Raw genomic sequence first — 13,739 nt, forward strand, 5'->3', positions numbered from 1 at the left:
CTCTCTATTTTTTGACAGGAGGATAAAATGGAAGGAATTATTGGAACACTAGATTTCTATGCACCTGTACTGGTCTTAGGAGTTGTTGTCATAGGGATTGTTTACTTTATGAAAAAAAGAAACGATCGCAAATAATCAACATCAACCGATACCTGAAAAAGGCATCGGTTTTTTATAACTTGAATATGTTGCACAAAATACTCATGGAAAACCTTGAAAGAAACCGTATAATGAGAGAGTAATAAAGAAACGGAGGAATGAAATGATGAAACAGCTTATCGTGACAGGATTAACAAAAACATTTGGTCAAGGGGATAATATCGTTTATGCTTTATCAGATGTGAACTTGTCCGTTGAAAAAGGTGAATTTCTGGCAATTATGGGAGCCAGTGGTAGTGGAAAAACAACACTCCTCAATTGTATTTCAACGATTGATAAACCAACATCAGGTGAGATTCGATTTGAAGATTTTGACATCATCCATGCCAAGGAAAATGAACTAGCTGACTATCGTGCTAAAAACATTTCCTATATTTTCCAAGCTTACAACTTGGTGGAAACCTTGACAGTTTATGAAAATATCGTTCTACCTCTTCAAATTCAGGGGAAAAATATCAAAAAACATCAGGATAAGATTGAGGAAATTTTGAATAAGTTGGCCATCCAAAACTTAAAAGATAAGTTTCCTAATCAGTTATCAGGTGGCCAGCGACAACGTGTGGCAACTGCTAGAGCCTTGATTGATGATTCTAAACTGATTATCGCAGATGAGCCGACAGGAGCCTTGGACTCTGCCAATTCTGAAAAACTGATGGCACTTTTGCAGGAAATCAATAAAAGTTTTGGGATCACCATTTTATTGGTCACCCACGACCCTGCTGCAGCAAAGTATTCCTCACGGATGGTGCTACTCAGTGATGGAAAGATTATGGATGATTTGAAACGTAACAGCTTATCTAATGAAGAGTATTTGCAAGAGATATACAGCCGTACCAGATAGGAGGGGGAAAGTATGTATCCAAAATTGATTTTACGAAATGTATTTCGAAATTTACAGACCTATACCATCTATTTTTTCAGTCTGACCTTGATTTATAGCTTGCTCTACGCTTTTAATGCTTTACCAAGCCATCCAGTGATGCAAAGTTTATCAGGAGCAAAGGAAACGTTGACGACGGTGATGAGCCAGTACATGGGTTTGCTTTCCTATCTGATTCTATCGGCGATTGCCTTTCTCATCGTTTACGCCACAAATTTTGTGCTGGGACGGCGCAAGAAAGAGTTGGGACTTTATGCAACGCTGGGAATGAAGAAGAAGCAGATTATCCGTACCCTGTTCTTTGAAACCATGCTGGTCAATATCTTTTCTTTGATTCTAGGTTTCTTTCTTGGAGTGATCTTACTGGTCATTCTAGCTAAGATTGCATCTGAGTTTTTCATGGCTAATTACTTTGGTAATCTGGTTTTCTTTGATAGTAAGTCTGTCATCTTACTAGTTTATTCCTATTTGGTAACCAGTTTTATTGTTGGTGTTATGGACATTATCACTTTTAGAAAGCAAAATATCATTGCACTCATTCAAGAAAATGGGGTCAAGAAATCTGTCTTGGCAAAAGGCAAGCCAGTTCTTCAAGTACTTCTCTTTATTCTTTCGACAGCTGTTATCGGTTTTGGTGCTCTCTATTTTTCAGACTATCACCATCTATCATTCTTGAAAAGCTGGGGTATCTTGCTGGTATCTGTCTTCGTGATTTTTGTGATTTTATTTTACAATACCTTGAGCCATTTTATCTTGGTCTCCCTTAGAAAACTGCCTCAAACCTACTATAACAAACTAAACACTTTTAAAATCCGTCAATTTTCAAAACAAGCTGATAGTAATTCGGTCACGTTGGCTGTCTTATCCTTGACCTTGACACTGGCTCTCAGCTTACTCGTTTTTAGTGGTAGTGCCTATACGACTATGAACCGAGAGCTGAACAAATACTCACCTTATGATGTAACTGTCAATCTCTACCGTGGTCAAGAGTTTCAATTTTCTCAGGAATCTGTCAAAGACAGATTGAAAGCAGATGGATTTGACTTTAACCTCATCAAAGAGGAGTACAGCTATCCTAGCTATTCTAGTGATGTAATCTATAAAGATTTGATTGATACCAGCAATCTCTGGGAGCATGATAAGAAACTTCCTGAATCAAAAGTACCGATTTTAGGAATTTCTGCCTACAATCACCTCCGCAAACTGCAAGGGAAAAAAGCGGTTGACTTAGCAGAAGACCAATTTCTAGTCAATGCCAATTATAAAGGAACTGCCAAGCAGATTCAGGACTTTCTATCAACGACCAAAACCCTCATGATTAACGGTCATTCTCTCAACCTTGCCTCTTCGAAGCCACTTGAAACAGTTTACTTTTTATCTTCAGTAGGTCTAAATGACGCAGGAACCTTGATTGTACCAGATAAGGTAGTAGTTGGATTGACGGAAGACCACACGACCTATGTTGCTAATTTTAAAGAAAACATTGACAAACGGGAAGTAGAAACATTCTTGAGTCAGTGGATTGAAAAATACTACTTCACTCGTGATGGAGCAGAGTTGAATTCGTTCACCTATCAAACGAAAGGAAGTATTTTTGAGGTTTACCTTGGATTTATGGGCGTCATTGTCTTTGTCATGATTTTTGTCAGTGTTATTTTTATCATTATTTCCCTCAGTATCTTGTCACTTCAAACTTCTACAAGTTCTTTGGATAGTGTCAATGATTATCAAATCTTATACCTTCTTGGTAACAAGAGAAAGCAAAATCGCTCTATTCTTTTGCAACAGATTCTAAGTTATTTCTTGGTTCCGCTGGTTATCGCAGGTCCGCTAGCATTTTCCTTGAGTACCGCTCTTTTGGGCTATTTTGAGAATTTCGCTAATACCAGCATTTCTATTGATATCACCTATCTGGGAATAGCGGTCTTACTATTTGTTCTTTACCTGCTAGTGACTTACAGAGTAAGTTGGCAAATTATTGAAAATTAAGTCAAATACCAGAGTTGCCAATCCGACAATTCTGGTATTGTGTTATAATGATATTAAAGTAGTTCAGGAAGTGGATACATATGAAACAGTTTGTCAAATCGCTCTCGAAAAACTCACTTTTATTGTGGTGGTTGACGATTTTTAATCATCTAGCTTTAATGATTTATATTTATTATAGGATCCCTCTGGACTTTTCGACAGATTTTTCCTTGCAGATGGTTTTATTGCTGATTATTGCTTTAATTGTATTTAGCTATATTTGTAATATTGTGACCTTTCGGTATAGTGAGTTGAAACTCTGGTTGCTCCTGATGATGTTTCTCATTAGCTGGCAATCCATATTTAATCAAGGAGTTGCGAGCACCCTGTTGCACTTTTTTGATATTCTTCATCCGCTCAACTCTTTTTTATTGGTGTATAGTTCTCTGTCTATTATCTTTCTGGGAGAGAAAATAGGAGAAGAACTGTTGAGTGTGTCCTTTGTGTTGACACTAATCACCATTAGTTCGTATCTATTAAGTCCTTCAATTTTTCTATTTCTGTCCTTGTTTGCGTCTTTCTTTTTAAACCTTGTTCCCTTGATTTTACTGATTTTATATCATAAAGAGTTGAAAAGTAAACTCAAGTATCAGAGACGAAATTTGTGGATATTAGCTTTAATATTGCCTCTTTCTTATTTCTTTTTATATATCAATACGAGGGGCTCAGGAGTGATGAACCTAGTCTGGTATCTGGAAATTGTTGGCATTTTAGCTTTTTTACACTTCAAAACGATTATCAGCTCTCTTCAAAAAAAGGTATCAGAGTTAAAATTGTCCTATATAAAAGCTTTTTCACGCTTGTTTTTACTGGTTATGTTTTTGTTAGTAGGCATTTTCATCATCTTTCATTTAGACTTAAACACGAGCTTTTTGGTATTGAATATCATGTTACTATTGTTCGGGATTTGTTCGGAAGAATTGATTCGCCTTTTTCGTTCTGCTGAAATGCTAGATGCTAGGGATTATGTAAAAGTTCTCTTTTTAAAGCGTAACCGTATGGTGAAAAGTCTGCTGGCAAATGAAGACACAGAACAACAGTTCTCCGAATTTCTTCACAATGAAATCCTGCAAAATGTGATGGCGATAAAAAATTTTAATAAATATAGTAGCAATCAAGCTTTTGGTGAACAGATCAATCTGGTGACAGAGGAGTTGGTTCAGCGGATTCGTGAGCGGATGGATTATTATCAGCCAATGGTAGAAACAGACGAGCAGTTAGACATACAGTATCAAGGGCTGATTAATCGGATTGTCAAGCGCTATCACGCAGAAAATGAAGTTGTCACACAGTTTCCTGTCCACTTTAGACTTTTATCTCCTTACGATAAAATTGCCTATCGTCTGGTTGAGGAATTGGCGACCAATGCCGTTAAGTACGCTAGTGGTGGAAGGATTTCTTTGAAGATTGATGTGCATGATGACGCTATTTTTATCATTTCTGAAAATGACTGCCTTCAAACAGAAAAATCCTTAGGTTATGGCTTGAAAAATATGTCTAATAAAATTAGTGTTTTAGGTGGTCAAATGCAGATTTTTGAAAATAATAAGAGATTTCGTGTAGAAATTACTCTCCCGATTGATAAGGAGTTGTGTTATGAAAATTTTGTTAATTGATGATCATAAATTATTTAGCCAAAGTATCAAGATGATTTTAGAGTTATCGGAAAACATTAAAAAGGTCCAGTTAGTGGATAATTTTTCGACTATTTCGGAGATTGCTTTTAATGACTACGACATTATTTTGATTGACATCAACCTGACGAGTCTGTATCAAGCTGATGGGCTGACCTTGGCACAAGAGATTATTGACAATGGTTGTTCTAGTAAGGTTGTGATTTTGACGGGATACAGCAAAAAGATGTATGAACACCGAGCTAAAGCTATGGGGGCTTATGGATTTCTAGATAAAAGTATGGATCCAGATGAGTTGGTGAAAAAACTGGAAAAGATTTATCTAGGAGGTAAGATCTTTTCAGATGAAGTGATGGTAGAGGTGCTAACACCACGAGAAATCGAGATACTAGAACTGGTTAGAAATGGCTTGACTATTGATGATGTCTGTGACAAGGTCTATGTGAGTAAACGTACAGTTTCCAATCACCTGGCCAATATCTTTTCAAAATTAGGAGTGGCTAACAGGCAGGAGGCGATTCATATCGCTGAGCAGTTGGGCTATTTTCCACCAGATTAAAAAGTTGCAGAAGATGCAGCTTTTTTAATTTCTGCGATACTTCTTGTGTGGTCTCTTGTTGAAAAAAACATAAAATTTTGCTAGAATGAGTCTTATGAAAACATTCTATGATGTGCAGCAATTCCTCAAACGATTTGGTATTATTGTTTACATGGGAAAACGCTTATATGATATTGAACTGATGAAGTTGGAACTCTCTCGGATTTACGATGCAGGGTTGATGGATAAACTAGACTATCTAGAAGCAGAAGCGGTTCTACGCAGAGAGCACAAGGTAGAATTGGATTATATTGAGAAAAATGGAGAAAAGAACTAATGGTTACTTGGATTTTGTGGGCACTTATACTAGCAATGTTGGCGTGGATGGGTTTTAACTATCTTCGTATTCGCCGTGCGGCTAAAATTGTAGACAATGAGGAGTTTGAAGCCTTGATTCGTACGGGTCAATTGATTGATTTGCGTGATCCAGCAGAATTCCACAGAAAACATATTCTTGGGGCTCGCAATATTCCTTCAAGTCAGTTGAAGACTAGTCTTGCAGCCCTTCGTAAAGATAAACCGGTTCTTCTCTACGAAAACCAACGTGCGCAACGAGTTACAAATGCAGCTCTTTACTTGAAAAAACAAGGCTTTTCTGAGATTTATATCCTTTCTTATGGTTTGGATTCTTGGAAAGGGAAAGTCAAAGTTGAAAAATAAGAAAACGAGCTTGGATGTTTCCGAGCTCATTTTTTAACCACTTTTTCTAAGAAATTCACGAATGTTTGCTAACTCTTGGGCGTTTAGGGGGCGATAGTCTCCTTCTTGAAGATTCTTATCCAAGCTCCAAGGTCCAAAATGGGTACGCTTGAGAGAGATCACCTTGACACCAACCGAGAGGAACATTTTCTTAACCTGATGAAATTTTCCTTCTGAAATGGTGATGGAGGCTTGACTGAGGGAAGGACTTGCAGATAGAATCTCTAGTCTTGCAGGTTTGCAGATAGTACCATCTAAAAAGACAATTCCTTTCTGAAAGGTTTGGATATGATCAGGTGTCAGGAGTCCATTAACCTCAACTTGATAAGTCTTATCAACATGATACTGGGGATGGAGGAGCTGAAATCCCAAAGGACCGTTATCGGTCAAGAGGAGGAGTCCCGTCGTATCTCGGTCCAGTCGGCCGACGGCATAGAGCTTGTCAGACTGGATGTCGGGTGGAAGGAGATCCATGACGGTAGGAAGTTTCTTGTCTTTGTTGGCTGTCACGACACCAGCAGGTTTATGAAGCATAAGATAGGTGTGATCATAACCTCGAATGATTCGATCCTGCAAAAGGAGTTCTTGTAGTCCTGTATCAATATTTTGAGCTAGGGAGCGGGCTGGGTAACCATCGACTAGAATTTCCCCTTTGATTAAGGCGTGTTTCATGGCCTTTCGGCTAACTTTTTCTTGGGCTAATAAATTATCTAAACGCATACTGTGCCTATCTTATCATAAGTCGTCTGCTTTGAAAAGGATTGACGTGAAAAGAAAAGTAGAGTGAAAACATTTACACTTGCTTGAATTATGTTATTTACTTGAAATTATGGTATAATCGTTCAGTTAGAAAATAAATTTTGAATATTATAGAGGAAATCATGACAAAATTAAGAGAAGATATCCGTAACATTGCGATTATCGCCCACGTTGACCACGGTAAAACAACCCTCGTTGACGAATTATTGAAACAATCAGAAACTCTAGATGCGCGTACTGAATTGGCAGAGCGTGCTATGGACTCAAACGATATCGAAAAAGAGCGTGGAATTACCATCCTTGCTAAAAATACAGCAGTTGCCTACAACGGAACTCGTATTAACATCATGGACACACCAGGACACGCGGACTTCGGTGGAGAAGTTGAGCGTATCATGAAAATGGTTGATGGTGTTGTCTTGGTCGTAGATGCCTACGAAGGAACAATGCCACAAACTCGTTTCGTATTGAAAAAAGCCTTGGAACAAGACCTTGTCCCAATCGTGGTTGTTAACAAAATCGATAAACCATCAGCTCGTCCAGCAGAAGTAGTGGACGAAGTATTGGAACTTTTCATTGAGCTTGGTGCTGATGACGACCAGCTTGATTTCCCAGTGGTCTATGCTTCTGCTATCAACGGAACATCTTCATTGTCAGATGATCCAGCTGACCAAGAAGCTACTATGGCACCAATCTTTGACACAATTATCGACCATATCCCAGCTCCAGTAGATAACTCAGATGAGCCTTTGCAGTTCCAAGTATCACTTTTGGATTATAATGACTTCGTTGGACGTATCGGTATCGGTCGTGTTTTCCGTGGTACTGTTAAGGTTGGGGACCAAGTTACCCTTTCTAAACTTGATGGCACAACTAAAAACTTCCGTGTTACAAAACTCTTCGGTTTCTTTGGTTTGGAACGTCGTGAAATCCAAGAAGCAAAAGCAGGGGATTTGATTGCCGTTTCAGGTATGGAAGATATCTTTGTCGGTGAAACCATCACTCCAACAGACGCAGTTGAAGCTCTTCCAATCCTACACATCGATGAGCCAACTCTTCAAATGACTTTCTTGGTCAACAACTCACCATTTGCTGGTAAAGAAGGTAAATGGGTAACTTCTCGTAAGGTGGAAGAACGCTTGCAGGCCGAATTGCAAACAGACGTTTCCCTTCGTGTTGACCCAACTGATTCACCAGATAAATGGACTGTTTCAGGACGTGGAGAATTGCACTTGTCAATCCTTATCGAAACAATGCGTCGTGAGGGATATGAACTTCAAGTATCTCGTCCAGAAGTTATCGTAAAAGAAATCGATGGTGTCAAATGTGAGCCATTTGAACGTGTTCAAATCGACACTCCAGAAGAATACCAAGGTTCTGTTATCCAAAGCCTTTCTGAACGTAAGGGTGAAATGTTGGATATGATTTCCACTGGTAATGGTCAAACTCGTTTGGTCTTCCTTGTTCCAGCGCGTGGTTTGATTGGATACTCAACTGAGTTCTTGTCAATGACTCGTGGTTACGGTATCATGAACCATACCTTCGACCAATACTTACCATTGATTCCAGGTGAAATTGGTGGACGTCACCGTGGTGCCCTTGTTTCTATCGATGCTGGTAAGGCTACAACTTACTCAATCATGTCTATCGAAGAACGTGGAACAATCTTTGTCAACCCAGGTACTGAGGTTTATGAAGGAATGATCATCGGTGAAAACTCTCGTGAAAACGACTTGACAGTTAATATCACTAAGGCTAAACAAATGACTAACGTTCGTTCAGCTACTAAGGACCAAACGGCTGTTATCAAGACTCCTCGTATCTTGACACTTGAAGAGTCTCTTGAGTTCTTGAACGACGATGAGTACATGGAAGTAACTCCTGAGTCTATCCGTTTGCGTAAACAAATCCTTAACAAGGCAGAGCGTGAGAAAGCTAACAAGAAGAAAAAATCAGCTGAATAAGAGCTAGAAAGAGATAAAAATGGTTTATTTAATCATAGGACTCCTCTTATTACTACTCTATGTATTTGCGACACCAGAAAGCATTAAAGGGACTGTCAATATCGTACTTGTCGTCTTTGCTTTTGTAGCACTCTTGATTTTGCTGATGTTGTCTGTTTTGCAAATCTTTCAGCTACCGACAGAATTCTTTATCGCAATCGCCATGCTCTTCCTAGCATACTTTAGCTTGCGAGATATTACCCTCATGTCGGTCAGTAAAAGTAAAAGAAGATAAAAAGAGAGTTTTGGCTCTCTTTTTGCTTGTTAGAATGCTGAATCTGAGCATTTTCATTTAGAATTATTTCCATAAAAATGGTAAAATAGTAAGAGTAGAAATGGAGTTCGAGACATGAAAGTAATAGATCAATTTAAAAATAAGAAAGTCCTTGTTTTAGGTTTGGCCAAGTCTGGTGAATCTGCAGCTCGTTTGTTGGATAAGCTGGGTGCCATTGTGACAGTAAATGACGGGAAACCATTCGAGGACAATCCAGCTGCCCAAAGTTTGTTGGAAGAAGGGATCAAGGTCATCACAGGCGGTCATCCTTTGGAACTCTTGGATGAAGAGTTCGCCCTTATGGTGAAAAATCCAGGTATCCCATACAGTAATCCCATGATTGAAAAGGCTTTGGCCAAGGGAATTCCAGTCTTGACCGAGGTGGAATTGGCTTATTTGATTTCTGAAGCACCAATTATCGGTATCACAGGTTCGAACGGTAAAACAACCACAACGACTATGATTGGGGAAGTTTTGACTGCTGCTGGGCAACATGGTCTTTTATCAGGAAATATCGGCTATCCAGCTAGTCAAGTGGCACAAACTGCGTCAGACAAGGACACGCTTGTTATGGAACTTTCTTCTTTCCAATTGATGGGCGTTCAAGAATTCCATCCTGAGATTGCGGTTATTACCAACGTCATGCCAACTCATATCGATTATCATGGTTCTTTTGAGGAATATGTAGCAGCCAAGTGGAATATCCAGAACAAGATGACAGCGTCTGATTTCCTTGTCTTGAACTTTAACCAAGACTTGGCAAAAGAATTAGCTACTAAAACACAAGCTACAGTTGTACCATTCTCAACACTTGAAAAGGTTGATGGAGCTTATCTGGAAGATGGTCAGCTCTACTTCCGTGGGGAAGTTGTCATGGCAGCGAATGAAATCGGAGTTCCTGGTAGCCACAATGTGGAAAATGCCCTTGCGACGATTGCTGTAGCCAAGCTTCGTGGTGTAGACAACCAGATCATCAAAGAAACTCTTTCAGCCTTTGGTGGTGTCAAACACCGTCTCCAATTTGTGGATGAAATCAAGGGTGTCAAATTCTATAATGATAGCAAGTCAACCAATATCTTGGCTACTCAAAAAGCCTTGTCAGGATTTGACAACAGCAAGGTCATTTTGATTGCAGGTGGTTTGGACCGTGGCAATGAGTTTGACGAATTGGTGTCAGATATTACTGGACTCAAGAAGATGGTCATCCTGGGTCAGTCTGCAGAACGTGTCAAACGGGTAGCAGATAAGGCTGGTGTGTCTTATGTGGATGCGACTGATATTGCTGATGCGACCCGCAAGGCCTACGAGCTTGCGACTCAAGGAGACGTGGTTCTTCTCAGTCCAGCCAATGCCAGCTGGGATATGTATGCTAACTTTGAAGTACGTGGCGACCTCTTTATCGACACAGTAGCGGAGTTAAAGGAATAATATGAAGAAAATTGTCTTTACAGGTGGGGGGACGGTTGGACACGTGACCCTCAACCTTTTGTTAATGCCCAAGTTCATCGAAGATGGCTGGGAAGTCCACTATATCGGAGATAAACGTGGCATCGAGCACCAAGAAATCCTCAAGTCAGGTCTAGATGTCACCTTCCACTCCGTTGCGACTGGGAAATTGCGTCGCTATTTCTCTTGGCAAAATATGCTGGATGTCTTTAAAGTTGGCTGGGGAATTGTCCAGTCGCTCTTTATCATGTTACGACTTCGTCCACAGGCTCTTTTTTCAAAGGGAGGCTTTGTCTCAGTGCCGCCTGTTATCGCTGCCCGTGTGTCAGGAGTGCCAGTCTTTATTCATGAATCTGACCTGTCTATGGGCTTGGCAAATAAAATTGCCTATAAGTTTGCAACTAAGATGTACTCAACCTTTGAGCAAGCTTCGAGTTTGGCTAAGGTCGAGCATGTGGGAGCAGTGACCAAGGTTTCAGACCAAAAAAATCCAGAACAGGATGAATTGGTGGATATTCAAACCCACTTTAATCCTAAATTGCCAACTGTATTGTTTGTCGGTGGTTCTGCAGGGGCTCGTGTCTTTAACCAATTGGTGACAGACCATAAGAAAGAACTGACAGAGCGCTACAATATTATCAATCTAACTGGAGATTCTAGCCTGAACGAGTTGAGCCAAAATCTTTTTCGTGTTGATTATGTGACCAATCTCTATCAACCCTTGATGGAATTGGCGGATATTGTTGTGACACGAGGTGGTGCCAATACGATTTTTGAGCTCTTGGCGATGGCAAAATTGCATGTTATTGTGCCACTTGGTCGTGAAGCTAGTCGTGGTGACCAGATTGAAAATGCAGCCTACTTTGTAAAAAAAGGCTATGCAGAAGAGCTTCAAGAAAGCGATTTGACCTTGGACAGTTTAGAAGAGAAGCTTTCTCACTTACTAAGTCACAAGGAAGATTACCAAGCTAAGATGAAGGCTTCCAAGGAATTGAAATCTCTAGCAGATTTTTATCAATTGTTGAAAAAAGATTTATCATAAGGAAAGTAAATGTCAAAAGATAAGAAAAATGAGGGCAAAGAAATCCTCGAAGAATTTAAAGAGTTATCAGAATGGCAGAAACGAAACCAAGAATACCTAAAAAAGAAGGCTGAGGAAGAGGCGGCCCTAGCTGAGGAGAAGGAAAAGGAAAGACAAGCTCGAATGGCTTCAAAATCTGAAAAGTCAGATGCAACTGAGCACCAAGAGAGTGAATCTGATCCAAAAGACTCAAAATTAGCTAAGGATGATACTGAAGAAAAAGTAGAAGAGTCAGAAGACGTCAAAAAAGAAGTACCCAAAGAAGAACCAAAATCCAAAGAGCCAAAGAAACAGAATAAACAGAATAAAAAAATAGAGAAAAAGCCTGTAAAGGAAAAACCGGCTAAACCGAAAATTCCAGGAGTTCATATCTGGCGGGCTATCTCGATTTTGTTTCTCAGTCTGCTTTTATTGGTTGTCTCTGCATACTTGCTCAGTCCTTATGCGACCATGAAGGATATTCGTGTTGAGGGAACAGTGCAAACTACAGCTGATGATATTCTACAGGCTTCAGGCATTCAGGATTCAGATTATACGATTAACCTTCTGCTAGATAAGGCAAAATATGAAGAGCAGATCAAGTCTAACTATTGGGTTGAATCAGCTCAGCTTGCCTATCAATTTCCAACTAAGTTTACTATTAAGGTTAAGGAATACGATATTGTTGCCTACTATGTTTCTGGTGAAAATCATTATCCTATTCTTTCCAGTGGTCAGCTTGAAACCAGTTCTGTGAGTTTGGTGAGTCTGCCAGAAACTTATATATCAGTTCTCTTTAATGACAGCGAACAAATCAAAACCTTTACGTCAGAACTTGCTCAAATTAGTCCAGAACTCAAGGCGGCTATCCAGAAGGTGGAATTAGCCCCAAGCAAGGTCACATCAGATTTAATTCGATTGACTATGAATGATTCGGACGAAGTTTTGGTTCCCCTTTCTGAAATGAGTAAGAAATTGCCTTATTATAGTAAGATTAAGCCTCAATTGTCAGAACCAAGTGTGGTCGACATGGAAGCTGGAATTTACAGTTACACTGTGGCGGATAAATTAATTATGGAGGCTGAGGAAAAAGCCAAACAAGAGGCCAAGGAAGCTGAGAAGAAACAGAAAGAGGAAGAGAAGAAAAGACTGGAAGAACAGCAGAATAAACTAGAAGAGGAAAGGAAAAAGCTGGAGGAAGAGGGCAATCAAAACCAAACGACCCGACGTTCATCGCGCCGCTAGGTTTAGCTTTTCTCCTATAGCTCTTTAGTGATCAAGTTTTTACTTGACAAGTGCTAGTAGAAATAATAGAATAGTAAAAAACCTTTAAAGCAGTCCAGAGAGGCAGCTAAGGTTAGACGGTGAAAGGGTGGAGACTACCCATTTTTCGTGGAACCTTGCTGTTGGCAGGTTCCTTTTTTCGTGGCTTCTTGTGGCCAGACTCTCTCACTAGCAAAGGTAAAAGGAGAAACCTATGCGAGAACATCGTCCAGTCATTGCTCTTGATTTTCCTAGTTTTGAGGCGGTCAAGGAATTTTTAGCTCTTTTCCCGGCAGAAGAAAGTCTTTACCTAAAGGTAGGGATGGAGCTTTATTACGCAACAGGTCCTGAGATTGTATCTTACTTGAAAGGTCTGGGTCACAGTGTCTTTTTGGATCTCAAGCTGCATGACATTCCAAATACAGTCAAATCAGCTATGAAGGTCTTATCCCAGCTTGGTGTTGATATGACCAATGTTCATGCTGCTGGCGGTGTAGAGATGATGAAGGCTGCGCGTGAAGGTCTTGGAAGTCAAGCCAAATTGATCGCTGTCACTCAGCTCACATCAACATCAGAAGCCCAGATGCAGGATTTTCAAAACATCCAAACCAGCCTGCAAGAGTCTGTCATTCATTATGCCAAGAAGACAGCTGAAGCGGGCTTAGATGGTGTTGTTTGCTCAGCTCAGGAAGTGCAAGTCATCAAGCAGGCCACCAATCCAGATTTTATCTGTTTAACGCCAGGAATTCGTCCGGCAGGTGCTGCAGTTGGAGATCAAAAACGTGTGATGACACCTGCTGATGCCTATCAAATCGGTAGTGACTATATCGTAGTGGGACGTCCCGTTACCCAAGCTGAGGATCCTGTTGCAGCTTATCATGCCATCAAAGATGAATGGACACAGGACTGGAATTAAAGAACTAGATTAGAAAAATA

The 13,739-nt window shown here is 40.0% G+C and carries 15 protein-coding genes; 13 read left to right on the plus strand and 2 right to left on the minus strand.

The window, feature by feature from the left end:
- Window positions 1-27: 27 nt before the first annotated feature.
- From ACLNCW_RS05705 to ACLNCW_RS05715, 3 genes are all read left to right on the plus strand, one after another.
- A complete protein-coding gene (locus ACLNCW_RS05705) occupies window positions 28-135 on the plus strand; it encodes a QVPTGV class sortase B protein-sorting domain-containing protein (RefSeq protein ID WP_020901952.1) in 108 nt (35 codons plus the stop codon).
- A 130-nt stretch (window positions 136-265) separates the two neighbouring features.
- The gene (locus tag ACLNCW_RS05710) at window positions 266-1,000 is read left to right on the plus strand and encodes an ABC transporter ATP-binding protein (RefSeq protein ID WP_078238523.1); all 735 of its coding nucleotides are present in this window, start codon (window positions 266-268) and stop codon (window positions 998-1,000) included.
- Between the two features lie 12 nt (window positions 1,001-1,012).
- Entirely contained in the window at window positions 1,013-3,028 is a 2,016-nt protein-coding gene (locus ACLNCW_RS05715) for an FtsX-like permease family protein (protein ID WP_024057694.1), read from the plus strand.
- A gap of 239 nt (window positions 3,029-3,267) precedes the next feature.
- Here the strand turns inward: ACLNCW_RS05715 and ACLNCW_RS05720 are convergent, their stop codons facing one another.
- A complete protein-coding gene (locus ACLNCW_RS05720) occupies window positions 3,268-3,420 on the minus strand; it encodes a hypothetical protein (RefSeq protein ID WP_238395603.1) in 153 nt (50 codons plus the stop codon).
- Between the two features lie 534 nt (window positions 3,421-3,954).
- On the opposite strand from ACLNCW_RS05720, the gene ACLNCW_RS05725 reads away from it, so the two are divergent.
- The 4 genes from ACLNCW_RS05725 (at window position 3,955) to ACLNCW_RS05740 (ending at window position 5,959) form a co-directional block, all read left to right on the plus strand.
- Window positions 3,955-4,683, plus strand: coding sequence for an ATP-binding protein (locus ACLNCW_RS05725; protein WP_261043401.1), 729 nt, complete (start codon window positions 3,955-3,957; stop codon window positions 4,681-4,683).
- Window positions 4,664-5,260, plus strand: a complete 597-nt coding sequence (locus ACLNCW_RS05730; protein ID WP_000698194.1) for a response regulator transcription factor — start codon at window positions 4,664-4,666, stop codon at window positions 5,258-5,260. Before ACLNCW_RS05725 ends, ACLNCW_RS05730 begins: the two co-directional genes overlap by 20 nt.
- 85 nt (window positions 5,261-5,345) lie before the next feature.
- The gene (locus tag ACLNCW_RS05735; RefSeq protein ID WP_001808324.1) at window positions 5,346-5,576 is read left to right on the plus strand and encodes a YqgQ family protein; all 231 of its coding nucleotides are present in this window, start codon (window positions 5,346-5,348) and stop codon (window positions 5,574-5,576) included.
- Window positions 5,576-5,959, plus strand: a complete 384-nt coding sequence (locus ACLNCW_RS05740) for a rhodanese-like domain-containing protein (RefSeq protein ID WP_000259257.1) — start codon at window positions 5,576-5,578, stop codon at window positions 5,957-5,959. Before ACLNCW_RS05735 ends, ACLNCW_RS05740 begins: the two co-directional genes overlap by 1 nt.
- 33 nt (window positions 5,960-5,992) lie before the next feature.
- On the opposite strand, the gene ACLNCW_RS05745 is transcribed toward ACLNCW_RS05740, so the two are convergent.
- A complete protein-coding gene (locus ACLNCW_RS05745; RefSeq protein WP_424845514.1) occupies window positions 5,993-6,718 on the minus strand; it encodes a 16S rRNA pseudouridine(516) synthase in 726 nt (241 codons plus the stop codon).
- 161 nt (window positions 6,719-6,879) lie between these two features.
- Here ACLNCW_RS05745 and typA point away from each other — a divergent pair, with 161 nt between their 5' ends.
- The 6 genes from typA (at window position 6,880) to pyrF (ending at window position 13,719) form a co-directional block, all read left to right on the plus strand.
- Window positions 6,880-8,721: a translational GTPase TypA gene (gene typA / locus ACLNCW_RS05750; RefSeq protein ID WP_000164111.1), complete on the plus strand. Its 1,842-nt coding sequence runs from the start codon at window positions 6,880-6,882 to the stop codon at window positions 8,719-8,721.
- Between the two features lie 19 nt (window positions 8,722-8,740).
- Entirely contained in the window at window positions 8,741-8,995 is a 255-nt protein-coding gene (locus ACLNCW_RS05755; protein ID WP_000262673.1) for a DUF3165 family protein, read from the plus strand.
- Window positions 8,996-9,109: 114 nt separating this feature from the next.
- Window positions 9,110-10,462, plus strand: coding sequence for a UDP-N-acetylmuramoyl-L-alanine--D-glutamate ligase (murD, locus tag ACLNCW_RS05760; RefSeq protein WP_410012005.1), 1,353 nt, complete (start codon window positions 9,110-9,112; stop codon window positions 10,460-10,462).
- 1 nt (window position 10,463) lies between these two features.
- Window positions 10,464-11,522, plus strand: coding sequence for a UDP-N-acetylglucosamine--N-acetylmuramyl-(pentapeptide) pyrophosphoryl-undecaprenol N-acetylglucosamine transferase (locus ACLNCW_RS05765; RefSeq protein ID WP_049499917.1), 1,059 nt, complete (start codon window positions 10,464-10,466; stop codon window positions 11,520-11,522).
- Between the two features lie 9 nt (window positions 11,523-11,531).
- Window positions 11,532-12,785, plus strand: a complete 1,254-nt coding sequence (locus ACLNCW_RS05770) for a cell division protein FtsQ/DivIB (protein WP_078238510.1) — start codon at window positions 11,532-11,534, stop codon at window positions 12,783-12,785.
- Window positions 12,786-13,017: 232 nt separating this feature from the next.
- Complete coding sequence (gene pyrF / locus ACLNCW_RS05775) at window positions 13,018-13,719, plus strand: orotidine-5'-phosphate decarboxylase (protein WP_424845517.1); 702 nt, start codon at window positions 13,018-13,020, stop codon at window positions 13,717-13,719.
- Window positions 13,720-13,739 lie beyond the last annotated feature (20 nt).

The organism is Streptococcus sp. CL6.22, assembly GCF_049738055.1.
In the GTDB taxonomy this organism is placed as follows: Bacteria; Bacillota; Bacilli; order Lactobacillales; family Streptococcaceae; genus Streptococcus; species Streptococcus mitis_DJ.